Raw genomic sequence first — 16,775 nt, forward strand, 5'->3', positions numbered from 1 at the left:
GACCTCGAAAGGACACCATGTCTGCCACCTCCGCCACTCACGAGGTCTGGTTCCTCACCGGCAGCCAGGCCCTCTACGGACCCGACACGCTCGCGCAGGTCGCCGAGCAGTCGCAGGCAGTGGTCAAGCGGTTGGCCGACACGGGACTGCCGGCAGAGGTCGTGTGGAAGCCGGTCCTGCTCGACGCCGGCGCCATCCACCGGCAGATGCTCGAGGCCAACGCGGACCCGGCCTGCGTGGGGGTGATCGCGTGGATGCACACGTTCTCCCCGGCGAAGATGTGGATCGCCGGGCTCGATGCGCTGCGCAAGCCGCTGCTGCACCTGCACACCCAGGCCAACGTCGCGCTGCCGTGGTCGACCATCGACATGGACTTCATGAACCTCAACCAGGCCGCCCACGGTGACCGGGAGTTCGGCTACATCCAGTCCCGCCTGCAGGTGCCGCGCAAGACGGTCGCCGGCCACGTGGAGTCCGCCGACGTGCAGCGACGCGTCGCGCACTGGGCGCGGGCGGCCCTCGGCGTGGCCGAGCTCCGCACGCTCAAGCTGGCCCGCTTCGGCGACAACATGCGCGACGTCGCCGTGACCGAGGGCGACAAGGTCGCCGCCCAGCTCCGGTTCGGCGTCTCCGTCAACACCTACGGGGTGAACGACCTCGTCGCCGCCGTCGAGGCGGTCGCCGACGCCGACGTGGATCCGCTCGTCGAGGAGTACGCCGACACCTACGCCGTCGCCCCGGAGCTGCTGCCCGGCGGCGACCGGCACGACTCCCTGCGCGACGGCGCCCGGATCGAGCTGGGCCTGCGGGCCTTCCTCGAGGCCGGAGGGTTCCGGGCGTTCACCACGAACTTCGAGGACCTCGGTGGGCTGCGTCAGCTCCCCGGCCTGGCCGTGCAGCGACTGATGGCTGAGGGCTACGGCTTCGGCGGCGAGGGCGACTGGAAGACCTCGGTCCTGCTGCGCGCGAGCAAGGCGATGGCCGCCGGGCTGCCAGGCGGCACGTCGTTCATGGAGGACTACACCTACCACCTGGTGGCCGGCGAGGAACGGATCCTCGGCGCCCACATGCTCGAGGTCTGCCCCTCGCTGACCACCGCCCGGCCCTCGCTCGAGATCCACCCGCTCTCGATCGGCGACCGCGACGACCCGGTCCGGCTGCGGTTCGTGGCCGACCCCGGCCCCGGCGTCACGATCGGCCTTGCCGACCTCGGCGACCGGTTCCGGCTGACGGCCAACGTCATCGAGGTCGTCGAGCCGGCCGAGGCGCTGCCGAAGCTGCCGGTCGCCTGCGCGGTCTGGAGGCCCGAGCCGTCGCTGGCCACCTCGGCGGAGTCGTGGCTGGTGGCCGGCGCGCCCCACCACACCGTGCTCACCACCGCCCTCGACCGCGAGGTCTACGAGGACTTCGCCGACATGGTGGCCACCGAGCTGGTCGTCATCGATGCCTCGACCACGGTGCGCGGCTTCCAGCGCGAGCTGCGCTGGAACGACGCCTACCACCGCCTCACGGGCGGGGCGCGCTGACGGCGTCTGTCCGACGGACAACAGACGCGTCGGAGGCGCTCCGGCGGCGAAGCAGTCCGTCGTCCTCCTCGGGATGGTCGGCTGACGGCGGTTCAGCGCCGATCGGCGTAGGAGTCCAGCACGGCGACCAGGCGCTCCGCCGTGTCGTCCCCCGCGCCGTGGGCGTCGGCCTCGACGATGTCGAGTGTCGCGTGGGGGACCCGCTCCGCGACCTCGTACGCCGACCGGAGCGGCGAGGCGATGTCGAGCCGGCCGCGCAGCAGGTGGGTGGGGATGCCCGCGAGGCGGTCGAGCCGCCCGACGATGGCGTCGTCGGCCAGGAAGGCGTGGTTGCCGAAGTAGTGGGTCACCAGCCGGGCGAAGCCGAGCCGCAGCCGCGGGTCCAACGAGCGCGGGTGGGGCCGCACCGGGCCGGTGAGCGTCCCGAGCCGGTCCTCCCACGCGCACCAGGCGCGGGCCGCGCGGTCGCACACCTCGGGGTCGTCCGACATGAGCTGGGCATGGAGGGCGGCGGGGATGTTGCCGTCCCTCTCGTCGGGGTCGAGCACCGACCGCAGCTCGTCGAACTCCTGGGGATAGACCTCGCCCATGACGTGGGTGAGCCAGTGGACGTCCCGTGCCCGGGTGGTGGCGACCGCCCACAGGACCAGCTCGCTCACCCGCTCGGGGTGCGCGACGGCGTAGGCCAGGCCGAGGGTCGACCCCCACGACGCCCCGAAGACCAGCCAGCGGTCGACCCCCAGCTGCGTGCGCAGCCGCTCGAGATCGGCGATCAGGTGGGCGGTCGTGTTGTCCTCCAGCGCGCGCCGGTCGTCACAGGCGTTGGGACGGCTCCGGCCGCAGCCGCGCTGGTCGAGCAGGACGACCCGGTAGCGCTCGGGGTCGAAGAACCCACGCCACCACGGCGTAGCGCCTGACCCCGGCCCGCCGTGGAGGACCGCCGCCGGCTTGCCCTGCGGGTTGCCACAGACCTCCCAGTAGACGTGGTGCCCGTCGCCGGTGTCGAGGAGACCGGCGTCATGGGGCTCGGTGAGGGGGTAGGCCACCGCCCGACCGTAGCGATTCCCGGTGCCGTCAGGGGTCTCGCTGGCGTCTGTTCGTCGAGGTATGCAGACGAACCATCACTTCCCCGGCGGAACTCCGCGTGGGAGGTGCGCACTCGGCGGCATACCTCGATGAACATACCGAGGCCCGGCACCCCTGGCAGGTGTCCGAGAACAAGAGCGGAGGGGCCGCGCCCCTCCACTCTCAACGTATAGCGGCCCCTGGGTCTTGCCGCAAGACCCTGGTCGAGGGGAAGAATCCAGCGATCGTGAGCACTCCTCGACCCGCCGGCGCCTTCCGTCTCGACGCCCATCCGCAGAAGGCCGACCCGGCCCTCATCGCCGACGACGAGCGCCACTTCGCGGCCATCACCGAGAGCCTGCAGCAGACGGTCGGCCATCTCGAGAGGCGCCTGGACGAGGAGCGGCGCAAGGGCGGCGGTCGCATCGGGCAGGCGGCGATGGACCGCGACCTGGAGATCCACCGGCTGACGCAACGGCTGCGCACGTTGCGGCGCTTCAGTCTCGAGCTGTGCCTCGGCCGGATCGTGGTGGCCGGCGATCCCGAGCCCGTCTACATCGGACGGCTCGGGCTCACCGACCCACGCGACCCCGAGGGACGGCTGCTCGTCGACTGGCGCTCGCCGGCGGCCGAGCCGTTCTTCGCGGCGACCCACGCGAACCCGATGGGGCTGCTCAGCCGCCGCCGCTACCGGTGGGTGGGCGGCCGGATCACCGACTACTGGGACGAGGTCTTCGATCCCGAGGGACTCGAGGGGTACGCCGCCCTCGACGACCAGTCGGCGTTCATCGCCAGCCTCGGCACCAGCCGGTCACCGCGCATGCGGGACGTTCTCGGCACGATCCAGGCGGACCAGGACGCGATCATCCGCGCCGGCTCGCGCGGTGCGCTCGTCGTCGACGGCGGGCCCGGCACCGGCAAGACGGTCGTCGCCCTGCACCGCACCGCCTATCTCCTGTACGCCGACCCGCGACTCGGCCACCGGCGCGGCGGCGTGCTCTTCGTCGGACCGCACCAGCCCTACCTCGCCTACGTGTCCGACGTGCTCCCCAGCCTCGGCGAGGAGGGCGTCCAGACCTGCACGCTGCGCGACCTGGTGCCCGAGGGGGTGGCGGCCGGGCCCGAGACCGACGCCGACGTCGCCCGGCTCAAGGCAGACGCGCGGATGGTCGACGCGATCGAGCCCGCCGTACGGCTCTACGAGGAGCTGCCCACCCAGGGCTCGGAGGTCGAGACCCCGTGGGGCGATGTGTGGCTCAGCTCCACCGACTGGGCCGAGGCCTTCGACGCCGCCGACCCCGCCGCGCCGCACAACGAGGTGCGCGACGACATCTGGGAGGCGCTGGTCACGATCCTGGCCGACAAGCTCGAGGACGACCTACCGCTCGAGCAGGTGCGCCGGGCACTGGCGGGCAACGCCGGGCTCCGGAGCGCGCTCGACAAGGCGTGGACGATCATCGACCCGGCCGACCTGGTCGGCGACCTGTGGACGGTGCCGGCGTTCCTCCGCCACTGCGCGCCCTGGCTCGAGCCCGACGAGGTGAGGCTGCTCCAACGCCCCGACGGTCAGGGCTGGACCGAGGCGGACCTGCCGGTGCTCGACGCGGCCCGGCTGCGGCTCGGCGACCCCGACGCGTCCCGCCGCCGGCAGCGGCGCGAGGCCGTCCTCGCCGCCGAGCGGGAGGAGCGGGCCAAGGTGGTCGACCACCTGATCGAGACCGACGACTCCGAGATGCACCTGATGTCGATGCTGCGCGGCGCCGACCTCCAGGGCGCGCTGGACGACAGCGCCGCCGTGCCGGCCGCCGACCCCGACCTGCTGGCCGGCCCGTTCGCGCACATCGTCGTCGACGAGGCGCAGGAGCTGACCGACGCTCAGTGGCGGATGCTGCTCCGGCGCTGCCCGTCGCGCAGTCTCACGATCGTGGGCGATCGCGCCCAGGCCCGGCACGGCTTCACCGAGTCGTGGCAGGAGCGGCTGGGCCGGGTCGACCTCGACCACGTCACGATGGCCTCGCTCACCATCAACTACCGGACGCCGGAGGAGGTCATGGCCGAGGCCGAGCCGGTCATCAGGGCCGCGCTGCCGGACGCCAACGTCCCCACCTCGGTGCGCAGCACCGGCGTCCCGGTGCGGCACGGAAGTCCGGCGGAGCTGGACGGGATCCTCGGGAGCTGGCTCGACGCGCACGCCGAGGGCATCGCCTGCGTCATCGCCGCCGGGCCGCTCGACCCCTCTGCGGACGCCCGCGTCCGCCGGCTCACCCCCGAGCTCGCGAAAGGGCTCGAGTTCGACCTCGTCGTCCTGGTCGAGCCGGAGACGTTCGGCACCGGGATCGAGGGTGCCGTCGACCGCTACGTCGCGATGACGCGCGCCACCCAGGAGCTCGTCATCCTCACGGCTCCGGTAGAACAACGCCATGGAGACGACTGACGTCGACGTCGCGCTCGCCGCGGCCGCGGCCGGCGCCGAGGTGGTGCGACGGATGTACGGCGCCGACCTGGCCCACCTGGAGAAGTCGCCGACCGACTTCGCGACCGAGGCGGACCTCGCCTCGGAGCGGGCGATCCGCGACGTGATCGTCGCGGCCCGCCCGGGCGACACGTTCGAGGGCGAGGAGACGGGAGAGACCACCGGCGTCACCGACCGGCGCTGGCTGGTCGACCCGCTCTGCGGGACCCTCAACTTCGCCGCTCGTACGCCGCTCGCGGCGGTCAACGTCGCGCTCGTGACGCCGGACGGGGTGGCCGCGGCCGCGTCCGTCGACCCGATCGCCGACGAGCAGTTCTGGACCGACGGCAGCGGCGCCTGGGTCCGCCACGCGGGCGCCGACCGCGCGCTCGTCCCCTCGGCCAGGTCGCTGGTCGTCGACGTCAACTGCGACGGCAAGCGGGACACCGAGTTCCTGGGTGCGCAGCTGATCGCCGATCCGGCTTTCCGCGAGGTCTTCGCACCACGCGTCCTCTCGACGACGCTGGCGGTCGCCTGGGTTGCCGACGGTCGCCGGGCGGCGTACGTCACCGACGGCCGGCTCGACGGCAGCGTCCACTTCACGCCGGGGATCGCGCTGTGCCAGGCCGCCGGCTGCGTCGTCACCGACCTCGCCGGCGACCCCGTCCACACGGGCCGCGGCCTCATCGCGGCCGCCGACGAGGCGACCCACGCGCGTCTGCTCGCGCTCGTGGCTCCCCACCTCGAGCGGCTCGGCTAGGCGGCAGCCGTCAGGGCGGCGCCGATCGCGGCGAGCTCGTCGACGACGGTGCGCACGGCCAGCCGCGCATGGCGGTCCGGGCGGCACAGCGCGGAGATCGCCCGCTCGGAGCGCACCCCGTCCAGCGGCCGGGTGGTCAGCCCCTTCCCGACCGGCGTGGTGAACCGGGGCAGGAGCGCCAGTCCAGCGCCCTGCCGGACCAGCTCGGCCACCAGCTGGTTGTCGCGGAGCCGCACCCACCGGGCCAGCCGCTCGCCGATGCTGCGCTCGACCGACAGCAGGATGGTGTCGAACGGATAGCCCTCCGGCACGCCGACCCACGTCGTGCCGCGCAGGTGCTCCGGGCGCAGCCGCTCGTGTCGGCACAGCGGAGAACGGGACGGGAGCGCGACGTCGATCGGCTCGCGGGTGAGCACCCGGCGGGCCAGGCCGTCGCTGCCGAGCGGGAAGTCGCCGGTCAGGCTGTGCGCGATGACGATGTCGACGTCGAGCGTGCGCGCGGCGTACCCGCTCTCCGCGAGGTCGAAGTCGTCGAGGTCCAGATCGATCTCCGTGCCACGGAGCCGCCGGACGAGCGGGGGGAGGAGCGCGGCCCCGGCCGACGGAAGGGTGCCGATCCGGACGGTCCCCTTCGGCTGCCCGATCGCCGCGTCCAGCCGAGCCCGTACGCCGGCCAGCACGGCGCCGACCTCGTCGGCGCTGTCGGCGAGCAGCTGCCCCTCGGCGGTCAGCCGTAGGCCGCGACCCACCGGCTCGACCAGCCGGACCCCCAGCTCACGCTCCGCGGTCCGCAGCTGCTGGGAGAGCGCCGAGGGTGTGCGGTGCGTCGCCGCCGCGACCGCGGCCAGGCTGCCGCGCATCGCGAGCTCGCGCAGCAGCGTGAGGTGCGCCGGGTTCATGTAGGCAGCCTAATCAATCCATGCAGAAGGTTTCGCTGGACTGTCGAATGGCACGCCGTCACGCTGGACGCATGCCCACCCGACACGTGCTGCTCGCCGTCGTGGTCTCCGTCGTCTGGGGACTGAACTTCGTGGCGATCCACGAGTCGTTGGACTACTTCCCGCCGCTGTTCCTCGTCGGCCTGCGCTTCCTCGTGATCGCGGTGCCGACCGTCCTGCTGGTGCCGCGCCCGCAGGTGCCGGTGCGGTGGCTGGTCGGCTACGGCCTCGGGTTCGGTACCGTCCAGTTCATCGGCCTCTACCTCGGCATGGCCGCCGGCTTCCCTGCCGGTCTCGCGTCGCTGGTGCTGCAGTCGTCAGCACCGTTCACCGTCGTCCTGGGCGCCGTCCTGCTGCGCGAGCGCCTCACCCCTCGGCACGTGGCCGGCGTCTCGGTCGCCGTGCTCGGGCTGGCGCTGGTCGGCCTGGCCCGCGCCTCGGCGACGAGCTGGGGCCCCTTCCTGCTCGTCGTGATGGGCGGCCTCGGGTGGGCGTTCGGCAACCTGGCCAGCCGCCGGGCGGCGCCGCCCAACCCGCTGCACCTCACCCTCTGGATGTCGGTCGTCCCGCCGCTGCCGATGTTCGCCCTCTCCTTGGTCGCGGAGGGGCCCGGGCGCATCGGCGACGCGATCACCGGCTCGCTGACGGCGGCGGCCGGCCCCGCCTGGGTCGGCCTGGCCTACACCGTCCTGCTCGGCACGATCCTCGGCTCCGGCCTGTGGGTCTGGCTGATGGCCCGCCACCCCGCGGGCCTGGTCGCGCCGTTCTCGATGCTGGTGCCGGTGACCGGCATCGCCGCGGGCTGGGCGTTCCTCGGCGAGGCTCCGACCTGGCTCGAGGTCCTCGGCGGTGTCCTGGTGATCGCCGGCGTCCTCGGGGCGACCGTGCGCACCATCCGGCCGCTAGCGCGGCCGCGGGATCCGCACGTGGCGCGCACGGAGGAACGCGCCCACGTCTGACCAGGTCGCGCCCTGCGAGATCGCGTGCTGGATCGCGGCCAGCGCTCGTGCCTTGTGCACGCCCACGAGGCGCAGCTCGGAGATCGCCTGGTCGAGGCTGTCCTCCCAGGCGGCCGGCTGCTTGGCCACACGAGGGTGTGGCGAGGAGAGCGCCACGTCTTCGATTTTGCGCTCGGAAGCGGCCGATGTCGAACGGGAATCTCGGCGCTGACGTGCGGATCCGCTCGTGTGCGGGGCGAAGGGCCCGGAACGGGTGGGGTCGCGAGGTGGGTGCAGCCGGGCTCAGTGGCGGCTCGAGCCCACGCCCGCAGCGTGCCACGCCCGCAGCGTGCCGAGCGTGTCGCTCAGAGCGGGGTCACCGGGAAGAGCTCGGTGCGCGCGACCACCCGGTCGCGCTCGTCCGCGAGCGCCAGTCGACGCGGGTCGCCGAGATAGGCCTGGAGGGCGCCCTGGTCGTCGAACCGGAACAGCTGGACCTCGTTCGGACGCCCGTCGGCGCCGTCAGAACGGGCCCGTTGGACCACCGCGCCGCGGTGCTCGGCCACGAAGGCGAGCACGCGGTCCTCGTAGCGCTCCAGCGCGGCCTCCTCGCCGGGCGCCGCCCAGAGGAAGCAGCACAGGAACAGCTCGGCGTCGGTCATGGTCGCAGGCTAGCGACGCCCAGCCACGCTCAGCCGACCGGCCAGCAGACCTCGGTGACGTGGGCGAACAGGTCGTCCTCGGCGCCGGTCGGGAGATACCGCTCGCGCACCGGCCCGTCGGAGGAGCGGGCCTGCTCCCACACCCAGGCGCCGACGGCGCTGTAGGCCTGGTCCAGGTCGACCAGCGGGCCGTCGTACGACGTCACCGCGACGCGCGCGCCGGGTACCTGGATCACCTGCACCCGCCCGCCGACCGCCGGCGCAGCCTCGCCCGGGATCGGGACGAAGGCCACCAGCTCGCCGCGCTCGTCGGTGAACGCCTCGGTGGGGAAGAGCGCGCCGTCGGGGCCGGTCCGCGTCAGCCCGCTCGCCCGCAGCTCGGCGTGCAGCTCGGTGAACGCGGCGATCCACCACGGGATCCACTCCGAGGCGTCCACCGTCTCGACGATGCCGAGCGCCGTCACGGGTGTCTCGTCGCGGTAGGTCACGGTCAGCTGGGTCGGTGCGGTCAGCAGTCGCTGCAGCGACTCCACGGTGGCCTGGGTCTCGCGCAGCTGGGCGCTCATCCGCTCGAGGTGGCCGACGATGACGCGGTTGCGCGACGCCTCGTCGGGCGCCGACAGCACCGTCCGCACCTCCTCGACCGGGAGGTCGAGCGATCGGAACCGCCGGATCAGCTGTGCCGTCGTGACCTGGTCGAGGCGGTAGTAGCGGTAGCCGCTGTGGTCGTCGACGTACGCCGGCTCGAGGAGCCCGACGTCGTGGTAGTGCCGGAGCGTCTTGACGGACAGGAACGTCATGCGGGAGAAGTCGCCGATGCTCAGGAGGCCGTTCATGGCGGTCAGTCTGCAGTCTCCCCTCGGGGGAGGGTCAACGAGGATTCGGGAGCGTTGACTCTCCCGTTAGGGGAGGGCGGAGAACGGTGGCATGACCACTCTCCAGACTCCTCCTCGCGCCGCGGCACCGTCCGCGGCCTCGGGCTGGCTCCCGCTGGCCGTCCTGCTGAGCGGCACCTTCCTGGTGGTGCTCGACTTCTTCATCGTCAACGTCGCGCTCCCGTCCATCCAGCGCGACCTCGGCGCCGGCGACTCGGCCGTCGAGTGGCTGGTGGCCGGCTACGGCCTCACCTTCGGGGGCCTGCTGATGGCCGCCGGGCCGCTCAGCCAGCGCTGGGGGCGGCGCCGTACCTATGTCGCCGGCGTCCTCGTCTTCGTCGTCGCCTCGGCCGTGTGCGGGCTCGCGCCCGGCGCCGGGACGCTCATCGGCGCCCGGCTGGCCCAGGGCGTCGGCGCCGCGATGCTCGCGCCGATGGTGCTGGCGCTGATCGGCGACCTGTACGACGGCCCGCAGCGGCTCCGCGCGATGAGCGGCTACGCCACCGTGATGGGGGTGGCCGCCGCGTCCGGCCAGCTCATCGGCGGCCTGCTCATCCGGGCCGACGTCGCGGGCCTCGGCTGGCGGACGGTCTTCCTCGTCAACATCCCCGTCGGTCTCGCCATCGTGCTGGCGGCGCCGCGGCTGCTTCCGGGGACCGAGTCGCGCGAGCGGGCGCGGGTCGACGTGACGGGCCTGGTGCTGGTCGTCGCCGCGACCACCGCCTTCCTGCTGCCGCTGCTCGAGGGTCGTCGGCTCGGCTGGCCGGCCTGGACCTGGGCCAGCATGGCGGTCGGCGTCGCGCTCGGCGGCTGGCTGGTCCGGCGTACTCAGGTGCTCGCCGCGCGTGGCGGCAACCCGCTCGTCGACCCCACGGCGTTCCGCAGCCCCGCCGTCCGCGGCGGGCTGATCGCGCAGGCGCTGCTGTTCTGCGGGATGGCGTCCTACTTCCTGGTCCTGGCCGTCTACCTCCAGGTCGGCCACGGCCTCGGGCCGCTGACGTCGGGGCTGGTCTTCACGGTGATGGCGGTGGCCTACATGGTCGGCACCCGCCGAGCCGGCGGGCTCGTGGCACGGTTCGGCCGCTGGGTCGTCCCCGTCGCGGCGCTCGTCTTCGCCGCCGGTCACGTCCTGGTCCTGCTCGCGGTCGAGGCCATCGGTGTGACCGGATCCGTCCTCTGGCTGACGCCCGGGCTCGCGGTGTCGGGCCTCGGGATGGGCGTGTGCCTGAGCGCCCTCGTCGCCACGGTGATGGCCGGCGTCGAGCCGCGCTACGCCGTCGCGGTGAGCGGGACGCTCTCGACCGTCCAGCAGCTCGGCAACGCGCTCGGCGTCGCCCTCATCGGACTGGTGTTCTTCGGGGGGACGGGCCACATCGACGTCGCGTTCGCCCGCAGCCTGCTCTGCCTTGCCGGCGGGACCGTCGCGCTCGCGGCCGTCACCGCGGTGACGGGCCGGTCGTCAGGAGCCCGCTAGGCGCTGGACGAGCCGCTCACGGACCGTCGGCCACTCCTCGGCGAGGACCGAGAAGACCGCCGAGTCCCGCAGGCGGCCGTCCTCGCCCGGCGCCCAGGACCGCGCCGAGCGGCGCAGGACTCCCTCGAACGTCGCCCCCACGGCCGCGATGGCCGCCCGCGAGCGCTGGTTGCGGGCATCGGTCTTCAGGTCGAGGCGGGCGACGCCGAGGACGTCGAAGGCGTGGCCGAAGAGCAGCAGCTTGGCCTCGGTGTTGATGCCGGTGCCCTGGGCGGAGGCGGCGAGCCAGGTGAACCCGACCTCGACCGCGGCGATCCCGGTGCCGTCGGGCCAGGGCCGCGGGTCGCAGAAGGACGTGTGGCCGACCGCGCGGCCGGAGGCCGTGGACACGACGGCGTACGGCGCCTGAACGCCCTCCGCCGCGCGAGCGAGCTGCGTGGCGACGTAGTCCTCCACCTCGGTCGCGGTCGGCACCCAGGTGTAGGTGTAGGAGCCGCGGTCCTCCTCGCAGGCGACGGCCAGGTCGGCCGCGTGCCGGTGGCCGAGCGGCTCGAGGCGGACGAGGCGGCCCTCGAGGGTCGGCGCTGGCAGGGCGAACACGCGGCCGGACGCTAGCACCCGCCTCGTCGTACCGACCGCTTCTCAGCCCAGGGCGTCGGCGATCGAGACGACGAGTCCGCCGAGCAGGAACGCCACGATGACGGCGGCCAGCGAGACGGCGGAGAAGGACGGGATGAACCGGCGGGCGCCGGTCGGGGCGGGCGCATCGTGATAGCCGTGGGTCAGGGCATGACCCGTGCCGCGTTGGAGCTGGAACCGGTTGACCGGGTAGGCCGCAGCGAACGCCACGATCAGCGAGATCATCAGGCTGACCCAGAACACGACGTTGACCAGGCCCGCGTCCATGGCACCGGGGATGACGGCGACGACGAGGTTGTCGACGACCTCCATCGTGGCGATCGAGAGGGTGTCCGCCGCGATGACGATCCGGAGGGCGGCGCCGAACGACAGGCCGGCCCTGAGCAGCGGCAGGGTCGAGAGCGAGAAGCCGAAGACGAAGGCCAGCGCGATCGAGATGACGATGGTCCAGCCGTTGGCGAGGCCCGCCGCGGTGCCGATCAGCATGCCGACGATCTCGCCGATCGCGCAGCCGGTCAGGCAGTGCAGGGTCGCTGAGACGGCCATCGCCGAGACGTTGCCGCCTCCGTGGTCGTGAACGTGACCGTGCCCGCCGTGGGCGTCGGTGTGGTGGCCGGCCTCGGTCATCGGTCCCGGTACCCCGCTGCGACGGGGACCGTCGACTCCTCGACCTCGCCGCCGTCGAGCGGCGGCCGCGACGCGTCGCCGGCCTCGCCCTGCTGCCGGCGTACGTCGGCCTCCGCCCAGAGGTCCGTGAGAACCGCCGGCCAGATGTCCTCGTCGGTGCCGGCGAGCTCCGGGCGGCTCCACCAGTGGTGGGCGGTCATGGTGGTCCGCTCCTCCTCGGTGTGGCCGGCGTCGGAGACCTCGAAGGCCGGCACCCAGCACGCGTAGAAGGCATCCTCCTGGTCGATGACCACGTCGGTGTAGCCGTGCCAGACGCGGCGGACGAGGAGCGGTCCGAGCAGCTGGTCGGCGGAGACGCGGAGGCCGGACTCCTCCTCGAGCTCGCGGACGGCGGTCTCCAGGTCGGTCTCCCCGGGGTCGACGCCCCCGCCCGGCGTGATCCACCAGCGCGAGCCGGGGATGCCGGGGTCGGAGTCGCGGAAGAGCAGCAGCCGGTCGCGGTCGTCGACGAGGAGGACCCGCACGGTGCGGCGGGTGCGGAACGGTCGCTCCGCGGGCGGGACGGGGACGAGGGTGCGGGCGGACCCGGAGTCGGTGCTCACCCGGCCATTGTGCCGACGAGGCCGCTGCGGCGCTCGAGGAGGACGACGTCGCGCCACCGGCCGGCGTACGGACCGGCGGACATCCGGCCGACGCGCTCACGGGTGCCGACGACCCGGAAGCCGGCCGCCTCGTGCAGCGCCAGGCTGGCGACGTTCTCGGGGAAGACGCCCGACTGGATCGTCCAGATCCCGGCCGCCTCCGTCGACGCGACCAGTGCCGCCAGGAGGGCACGCCCGACGCCGCGCCCCTGCGCGCCCGGGTCGACGTACACGGAGTGCTCGACGACGCCGGCGTAGACGCACCGGTCCGACACGCTCGACACGGCCACCCAGCCGAGCACGCGGCCACCGTCGAGCGCGACCCACCGGTGCCCGGGAAGCTTCCCGGCGTCGAACGCCTCCCAGGTCGGTGGCGTGGTCTCGAAGGTGGCGTCGCCGGTGGCGATCCCGGCGGCGTAGATGCGCTCGACCTCGGGCCAGTGGGCGGGCTCCAGGGGCACGATCCTCATGGCTCCATCATGGCCGCTCCGGCGGATCTGCTCACGGCAGATCCGCCCGCAGGCGAATCGCTTGGGTCGACGACCTCGCCGCGGCGAGGCTCGAGGCATGACCCAGAACCCCGACCAGGCCGCCGGCCCGCTGGACGACCAGCTCACGGTCCGGCTGCAGCACCAGCGCATCATCGTCCTCGGCCAGGAGGTCGACGACCCGATCGCGAACCGGATCTGCGCCCAGCTCCTCCTGCTGAGCGCCGAGGACCCGCACCGCGACATCAGCCTCTACATCAACTCCCCGGGCGGTTCCGTGACGGCCGGCATGGCCATCTACGACACCATGCAGCTCATCCCCAACGACGTCTCGACGCTGGCCATGGGGCTGGCCGCGAGCATGGGGCAGTTCCTGCTCACGGCGGGTACGCCGGGCAAGCGGTTCGTCCTGCCCAACGCCGAGGTGCTCCTCCACCAGGGGTCGGCGGGCTTCGGCGGCTCGGCGAGCGACATCGAGATCCAGGCCGCGAGGCTGGCGCGGATGAACGAGCGGATGCTTCGGATCACCTCCGAGCGCACAGGGCAGACCGTCGAACGGGTCAGCCACGACTCGCTGCGCGACAAGTGGTTCACCGCGACCGAGGCGTGCGACTACGGGCTGGCGGACTCCGTGCTGACCGACCCGCACGCCGTGACACCGGCCCCGCGCGGCATGTTCGGGCTCTCGGACGGACTCCCGGGCGACGCGGTGGTCGCCCGATGAGCAGCTACACGATCCCGTCGGTGGTCGAGAAGACGCGCCACGGCGAGCGCGCGGTCGACATCTACAGCCGGCTGCTCAGCGATCGGATCGTCTACGTCGGGACCCCGATCGACGACGGCGTCGCCAACGTCGTCATCGCCCAGCTGCTGCACCTCGAGTCGGACAGCCCGGACGCCGAGATCAACCTCTACCTCAACAGCCCCGGCGGCGAGCCCACCGCGATGCTGGCGATCTACGACACGATCCAGTTCATCCGGGCCCCCGTCGCGACGACGTGCGTCGGGCAGGCGGCCAGCACCGCGGCGGTGCTGCTCGCCGCTGGCGAGCCCGGCCGGCGTACGGTCCTGCCGCACGCGCGGATCGTCCTCGACCAGCCCTCGGCCGGCACCCGCGGGGCGCTGCCCGACCTGCAGGTCGAGGCCAAGGAGGTGGCCCGGTTGCGGACCGAGCTCGTCGAGCTGCTCGCCCGGCACACGGGCCGGTCGGTCGAGCAGGTGCGCACCGACACCGAGCGCGACCTGGTGCTCGGGGCGTCGGACGCGGTTGCGTACGGCGTCGTGGACGTCGTGCTGGAGAGCCGGAAGCTCGCTCCGGTGTGAGCGGGTGTGAGCCGGTAGCGGCCGGGCCGGATCAGACGGGTCAGGCAGCGAGCGCCAGCGGGCCGCGCGGAGCCTGTCGGGTGGCGACGAGGCGCCGGGTGACCCGCGCCGTGAGGTCCACGAGCGTGAGGCCGAGCGCGCCGCCCACGGCCTCGATCACCTCGGAGCTCGGCTCCTTGCGACCGCGCTCCACCTCGGAGAGGTACTGCGTCGAGACGCCCGCGTCGCTCGCCACGTCGGCGAGCGTGCGCTCCTGGCCGCGCCGCTCGTCCCGGAGCTCGCGGCCGACCGCCTCGCGCCACAGCGGTGCCGGCTCGACCTCCCGGGTCGGCCGGTTCGTGGGCTGCGGGAAGCGGATCACGTCACCCATGAGGTCAACCTAGGCCCGGGCCGGCGGTTCTGCGAGGTTCGTTCGCCGCGGGCGAACGAGTGGGCGGACTACGCCGCCGACCGCGGCGCCGTCTCGAGCACCAGCCGGGCCAGCTCCTTGGCGACCGCCACGGCGGCGGGCTGCGCGTCGAGCCGCGCGCCCGAGGCCGCGCCGTCGTAGATCACGCGGAGTCGGTCGGCCACGCCGGAGGGGTCGTCGTACGCCGCCTCGGTGGCCAGCCGGAGGAGCAGGTCGCCGAACCACCCGCGGTAGGTGCGCAGGGCGACCGCCTCGACGCTGCCCGGGGCGGCCTCGGCGCTGGCGTTGGCGAACGCGCAGCCGTTGTAGCCGGGCTCACCGACCGCTTCCTGCAGCGCGTCGAAGACCGCGAGGAGCTTGTCGACCGGGTCGGTCAGCCCCTCGGTGTGGCGTGCGATGCGGGCGCGGCGGCGCTCGTCGCGACCGGCGAGGTAGGACGCGACGAGGTCGTCCTTGCCGGCGAAGTTGTAGAACAGCGACCCCTTGGCGACGCCCGCCTCCTCGATGATCCGGTCGATCCCGACCGTGTGCACGCCCTCGGCATAGAAGAGTCGGTCGGCTGCCTGGAGCAGCCGATCGCGGGCGGACGGTCGCGTCGCTGTCATCTTTCCGAGGATATCAGACAGATCTGTCCAAAATGGCCTTGCCACGATTGAACCGATCTGTCTAACATCGAGGCTCACCTAGACAGAACTGTCTAAAGGAGCCTTGATGTCCCGCACGCTCTCGCCGACCGCCGCCTTCGCGGGGGTCGCCGCCGTCTTCGCCGCCTTCTTCCTCGCCGCCGGCGCACCGACGCCGCTGCTCGCGCTCCGCCAGCAGGAGTGGGGCTTCTCGGCCGGGACGCTGACCCTCGCGTTCGCCGTCTACGCCCTCGCCCTGCTCGTCGCGGTGCTGGTCGGCGGCTCGTTGTCCGACCATGTGGGTCGGCGTCCGGTGCTGCTCGGCGCGCTGGCCGGCGAGCTCCTCGCGATGGCCGTCTTCCTCGTGGCCACGGACATCACCTGGGTGATCGTGGCCCGGGTCGTCCAGGGACTCGCGACCGGCTTCGGTACCAGCGCCTTCAGCGCCGCGATCGTCGAGCACGCGCCGGACCACCTCAAGCGGCTCGGTGTGAGCTTTGCGGGCACGGCGGCTGCCGGCGGGCTCGGGGTCGGCGCCCTCCTCACCGGGGCGGCCGTCCAGTTCACTCCGGACGCCAACGCGCTCGTCTTCGGCGTCCTCGCCGTCGTGATGGTCGTCGGCTTCGGGGTCGTCGCCCTCACGGCCGAGACGGCCACCGCCCGTCCGGGCGCGCTGCGGTCGCTCGACCCGCGGATCACCGTCCCGGCGCCCGCTCGACGCGAGCTGCTCGGCGGCATCCCGGTCCACCTGCCTGGCTGGATGCTCGGCGCGTTCTTCATGGGCCTCTCGCCGGCGGTGCTGCGCGTGCAGTTCGGGCTCGACGGCGGCCTCGTCGCCGGGTTCACCGCGTTTCTGGCGCCGTTCTCTGGCGCCGTCGCCACGCTGGCCTTCGGTCGCCTCACCGCGCGCCGTACGACGGTCAGCGGCGTCGGCCTGGTCCTCATCGGGACCGCCGTCGTCATGGTCGGCGTCGACGCCGAGTGGCTGCCGCTCGTCTGGCTCGGCGGGATCGTCGGCGGTGCCGGCTTCGGCGCCTCGTTCGCCGGGCACCTTCGTCTGATCGGCCCCCACGTCGAGCCCCACCAGCGCGCCGGCGTCTTCGCCGGCGTCTACACGACGGCGTACCTCTCGTTCGGCATCCCCGCCATCATCGCCGGCCAGCTCGCCACCCACCTCGGCCTGCTCCCCACGGTCGAGGGGTACGGCGCCGTGGTGCTCGTCGTCGCCGTCGTCGGCCTGCTCGTCCAGCTCACCCTGGCCCGGGCGGACTCCGCCGCTGCCGAGGCCGACGTCGCCCCCGACCCGGTGCTGCGCGAGGCGGCGTGAGCGCGGGA

Annotated in this window: 19 protein-coding genes; 8 read left to right on the forward strand and 11 right to left on the reverse strand. The window is 73.3% G+C overall.

The features are described from left to right. Positions 1-17 precede the first annotated feature (17 nt). Entirely contained in the window at positions 18-1,526 is a 1,509-nt protein-coding gene (araA, locus tag QDS12_RS01805) for an L-arabinose isomerase (protein WP_279876493.1), read from the forward strand. A gap of 92 nt (positions 1,527-1,618) precedes the next feature. Here araA and pip read toward each other — a convergent pair whose 3' ends face one another. Beyond that, positions 1,619-2,572 (reverse strand): prolyl aminopeptidase, encoded by a 954-nt coding sequence (gene pip / locus QDS12_RS01810; RefSeq protein ID WP_279876494.1) that lies wholly within the window; start codon positions 2,570-2,572, stop codon positions 1,619-1,621. Positions 2,573-2,838: 266 nt separating this feature from the next. Between pip and helR the strand changes: the two genes are divergently transcribed. After that, a complete protein-coding gene (gene helR / locus QDS12_RS01815) occupies positions 2,839-5,025 on the forward strand; it encodes an RNA polymerase recycling motor ATPase HelR (RefSeq protein WP_279876495.1) in 2,187 nt (728 codons plus the stop codon). Next, a complete protein-coding gene (locus tag QDS12_RS01820) occupies positions 5,012-5,803 on the forward strand; it encodes an inositol monophosphatase family protein (RefSeq protein WP_279876496.1) in 792 nt (263 codons plus the stop codon). The genes helR and QDS12_RS01820 overlap by 14 nt, the downstream gene beginning before the upstream one ends. Here the strand turns inward: QDS12_RS01820 and QDS12_RS01825 are convergent. After that, positions 5,800-6,702 (reverse strand): LysR family transcriptional regulator, encoded by a 903-nt coding sequence (locus tag QDS12_RS01825; RefSeq protein WP_279876497.1) that lies wholly within the window; start codon positions 6,700-6,702, stop codon positions 5,800-5,802. The two genes, QDS12_RS01820 and QDS12_RS01825, sit on opposite strands and share 4 nt — an antisense overlap. A gap of 71 nt (positions 6,703-6,773) precedes the next feature. Between QDS12_RS01825 and QDS12_RS01830 the strand changes: the two genes are divergently transcribed. Next, a complete protein-coding gene (locus QDS12_RS01830) occupies positions 6,774-7,700 on the forward strand; it encodes an EamA family transporter (protein ID WP_279876498.1) in 927 nt (308 codons plus the stop codon). On the opposite strand, the gene QDS12_RS01835 is transcribed toward QDS12_RS01830, so the two are convergent. The 3 genes from QDS12_RS01835 to QDS12_RS01845 all read right to left on the reverse strand — a co-directional run bounded on the left by QDS12_RS01835 (position 7,644) and on the right by QDS12_RS01845 (position 9,177). Next, positions 7,644-7,856 (reverse strand): hypothetical protein, encoded by a 213-nt coding sequence (locus tag QDS12_RS01835; RefSeq protein ID WP_279876499.1) that lies wholly within the window; start codon positions 7,854-7,856, stop codon positions 7,644-7,646. The two genes, QDS12_RS01830 and QDS12_RS01835, sit on opposite strands and share 57 nt — an antisense overlap. A 188-nt stretch (positions 7,857-8,044) precedes the next feature. Continuing rightward, entirely contained in the window at positions 8,045-8,341 is a 297-nt protein-coding gene (locus QDS12_RS01840) for a hypothetical protein (RefSeq protein WP_279876500.1), read from the reverse strand. Between the two features lie 29 nt (positions 8,342-8,370). Continuing rightward, positions 8,371-9,177: a MerR family transcriptional regulator gene (locus QDS12_RS01845; RefSeq protein ID WP_279876501.1), complete on the reverse strand. Its 807-nt coding sequence runs from the start codon at positions 9,175-9,177 to the stop codon at positions 8,371-8,373. A 91-nt stretch (positions 9,178-9,268) separates the two neighbouring features. Between QDS12_RS01845 and QDS12_RS01850 the strand changes: the two genes are divergently transcribed. After that, positions 9,269-10,690, forward strand: coding sequence for an MFS transporter (locus QDS12_RS01850; RefSeq protein ID WP_279876502.1), 1,422 nt, complete (start codon positions 9,269-9,271; stop codon positions 10,688-10,690). Here the strand turns inward: QDS12_RS01850 and QDS12_RS01855 are convergent. From QDS12_RS01855 to QDS12_RS01870, 4 genes are read right to left on the reverse strand one after another with little or no spacing between them, the layout of a single operon-like run. Next, positions 10,676-11,290, reverse strand: coding sequence for a GNAT family protein (locus QDS12_RS01855; protein ID WP_279876503.1), 615 nt, complete (start codon positions 11,288-11,290; stop codon positions 10,676-10,678). The two genes, QDS12_RS01850 and QDS12_RS01855, sit on opposite strands and share 15 nt — an antisense overlap. Positions 11,291-11,332: 42 nt before the next feature. Further along, positions 11,333-11,956, reverse strand: a complete 624-nt coding sequence (locus QDS12_RS01860) for a DUF4396 domain-containing protein (RefSeq protein ID WP_279876504.1) — start codon at positions 11,954-11,956, stop codon at positions 11,333-11,335. Beyond that, positions 11,953-12,558, reverse strand: coding sequence for an NUDIX domain-containing protein (locus QDS12_RS01865; protein ID WP_279876505.1), 606 nt, complete (start codon positions 12,556-12,558; stop codon positions 11,953-11,955). Before QDS12_RS01865 ends, QDS12_RS01860 begins: the two co-directional genes overlap by 4 nt. Then, a complete protein-coding gene (locus tag QDS12_RS01870) occupies positions 12,555-13,067 on the reverse strand; it encodes a GNAT family N-acetyltransferase (protein ID WP_279876506.1) in 513 nt (170 codons plus the stop codon). The genes QDS12_RS01865 and QDS12_RS01870 overlap by 4 nt, the downstream gene beginning before the upstream one ends. Positions 13,068-13,164: 97 nt before the next feature. Between QDS12_RS01870 and QDS12_RS01875 the strand changes: the two genes are divergently transcribed. Both QDS12_RS01875 and QDS12_RS01880 read left to right on the forward strand, forming a co-directional pair. Then, the gene (locus QDS12_RS01875; protein ID WP_279876507.1) at positions 13,165-13,809 is read left to right on the forward strand and encodes an ATP-dependent Clp protease proteolytic subunit; all 645 of its coding nucleotides are present in this window, start codon (positions 13,165-13,167) and stop codon (positions 13,807-13,809) included. Beyond that, positions 13,806-14,408: an ATP-dependent Clp protease proteolytic subunit gene (locus QDS12_RS01880; protein ID WP_279876508.1), complete on the forward strand. Its 603-nt coding sequence runs from the start codon at positions 13,806-13,808 to the stop codon at positions 14,406-14,408. The genes QDS12_RS01875 and QDS12_RS01880 overlap by 4 nt, the downstream gene beginning before the upstream one ends. Positions 14,409-14,448: 40 nt before the next feature. Here the strand turns inward: QDS12_RS01880 and QDS12_RS01885 are convergent, their stop codons facing one another. Both QDS12_RS01885 and QDS12_RS01890 read right to left on the reverse strand, forming a co-directional pair. After that, positions 14,449-14,778 (reverse strand): helix-turn-helix transcriptional regulator, encoded by a 330-nt coding sequence (locus tag QDS12_RS01885; protein WP_279876509.1) that lies wholly within the window; start codon positions 14,776-14,778, stop codon positions 14,449-14,451. A 68-nt stretch (positions 14,779-14,846) separates the two neighbouring features. Beyond that, positions 14,847-15,422 (reverse strand): helix-turn-helix domain containing protein, encoded by a 576-nt coding sequence (locus QDS12_RS01890; RefSeq protein WP_279876510.1) that lies wholly within the window; start codon positions 15,420-15,422, stop codon positions 14,847-14,849. 106 nt (positions 15,423-15,528) lie between these two features. Between QDS12_RS01890 and QDS12_RS01895 the strand changes: the two genes are divergently transcribed. Continuing rightward, positions 15,529-16,767, forward strand: coding sequence for an MFS transporter (locus QDS12_RS01895; protein ID WP_279876511.1), 1,239 nt, complete (start codon positions 15,529-15,531; stop codon positions 16,765-16,767). Positions 16,768-16,775 lie beyond the last annotated feature (8 nt).

It is taken from the genome of Nocardioides sp. CER19, assembly GCF_029846275.1.
Taxonomy (GTDB): Bacteria; Actinomycetota; Actinomycetes; order Propionibacteriales; family Nocardioidaceae; genus Nocardioides.